Genomic DNA, 1,699 nt, shown 5'->3' with positions numbered 1-1,699 from the left:
TTTAAATACTCTATCAGTGGTAGAGGAGCATTGTATTAGGGAAGAAGCCCAAGCGAAAGCAGGCGTGGACTTAATACAAGAGAGAATGCTGGCATGAGTAGCGAGAAGGGATGTGAGAATCATCCCCGTCGAAACCCCAAGGACTCCTGAGCAAGGCTCGTCCCCTCAGGGAAAGTCGGGACCTAAGGCGAGGCCAAAAGGCGTAGCCGATGGATAACAGGTTTATATTCCTGTACCGCTTAAAGTCGCTATTAGAGAAGTGATGACGCAAGAGGATAAGCTAAGCTGCCCGATGGATGGCAGTCTAAGCACAAAGGCTGATTAGTAGGCAAATCCGCTAATCAAAAAGCTAATGTGTGATAGGTATCGAAAACATGAGTAGAGAAGTAGCCGATTTCAAATTGCCAAGAAAAGTCACTATCGATGACCAAAGCGCCCGTACCAAAACCGACACAGGTAGGGAGGTAGAGAATACCAAGACGCGCGGAAGAACCTTTGTTAAGGAACTCGGCAAAATGTCCCCGTAACTTCGGGAGAAGGGGAGCCATAGCGATATGGCCACAGAAACCAGGCCCAAGCGACTGTTTACCAAAAACACAAGTTTCTGCAAAATCGTAAGATGAAGTATAGGAGCTGACACCTGCCCGGTGCTGGAAGGTTAAGGGGAAGGCTTAGCGCAAGCGAAGGCTAGAACTTAAGCCCCAGTAAACGGCGGCCGTAACTATAACGGTCCTAAGGTAGCGAAATTCCTTGTCGGGTAAGTTCCGACCCGCACGAAAGGTGTAACGATTTGGGCACTGTCTCAACAAAGGATCCGGTGAAATTGTAGTAGTCGTGAAGATGCGACTTACCCACGCTAGGACGGAAAGACCCCGTGGAGCTTTACTGTAGGCTGATATTGGATTTTGAGATTAGATGTACAGGATAGTTGGGAGGCGAAGACGCGTGTACGCCAGTATGCGCCAAGCCATCCTTGGGATACCAACCTTCTAATATCAGAATTCTAACATTGACCCTTAATCAGGGCAAAGGACATTGTCAGTTGGGCAGTTTGACTGGGGCGGTCGCCTCCTAAAAAGTAACGGAGGCGTTCAAAGGTTCGCTCAGAATGGACGGAAACCATTCGCAGAGTACAAAGGCAAAAGCGAGCTTAACTGCGAGAGATACAGCTCAAGCAGAGTAGAAATACGGACTTAGTGATCCGGTGGCACCGCATGGAAGGGCCATCGCTCAACGGATAAAAGCTACCCCGGGGATAACAGGCTTATCTCCCCCAAGAGTCCACATCGACGGGGAGGTTTGGCACCTCGATGTCGGCTCGTCTCATCCTGGGGCTGAAGTAGGTCCCAAGGGTTGGGCTGTTCGCCCATTAAAGAGGCACGCGAGCTGGGTTCAGAACGTCGTGAGACAGTTCGGTCCCTATCCAGCGTGGGCGTAAGAAATTTGCGAGGACCTGTCCTTAGTACGAGAGGACCGGGATGGACATACCACTGGTGTACCAGTTGTTCCGCCAGGAGCATAGCTGGGTAGCTAAGTATGGAATTGATAAGTACTGAAAGCATCTAAGTACGAAGCAACCCTCAAGATAAGATTTCTAAAAGTACGTAAAGAAAATACGTTTGATAGGTCCAAGGTGTAAGTGCAGTAATGTATTAAGCTAATGGATACTAAACTTTTAATCTTGACTGGAAATATTGTT

The 1,699-nt window shown here is 48.7% G+C and carries 1 rRNA gene; it reads left to right on the top strand.

What is annotated here, in order from left to right:
• Positions 1–1,689: ribosomal RNA gene (locus tag JNO63_RS08560) — 23S ribosomal RNA — on the top strand; the annotation flags it as partial.
• Positions 1,690–1,699 lie beyond the last annotated feature (10 nt).

The sequence above is a fragment of the Anaerococcus sp. mt242 genome, from assembly GCF_016798225.1.
Lineage (GTDB): Bacteria > Bacillota > Clostridia > Tissierellales > Peptoniphilaceae > Anaerococcus.
The sequence above is the reverse complement of the archived record's forward strand: the minus strand, read 5'-3'. Positions and strand labels throughout refer to the sequence as shown.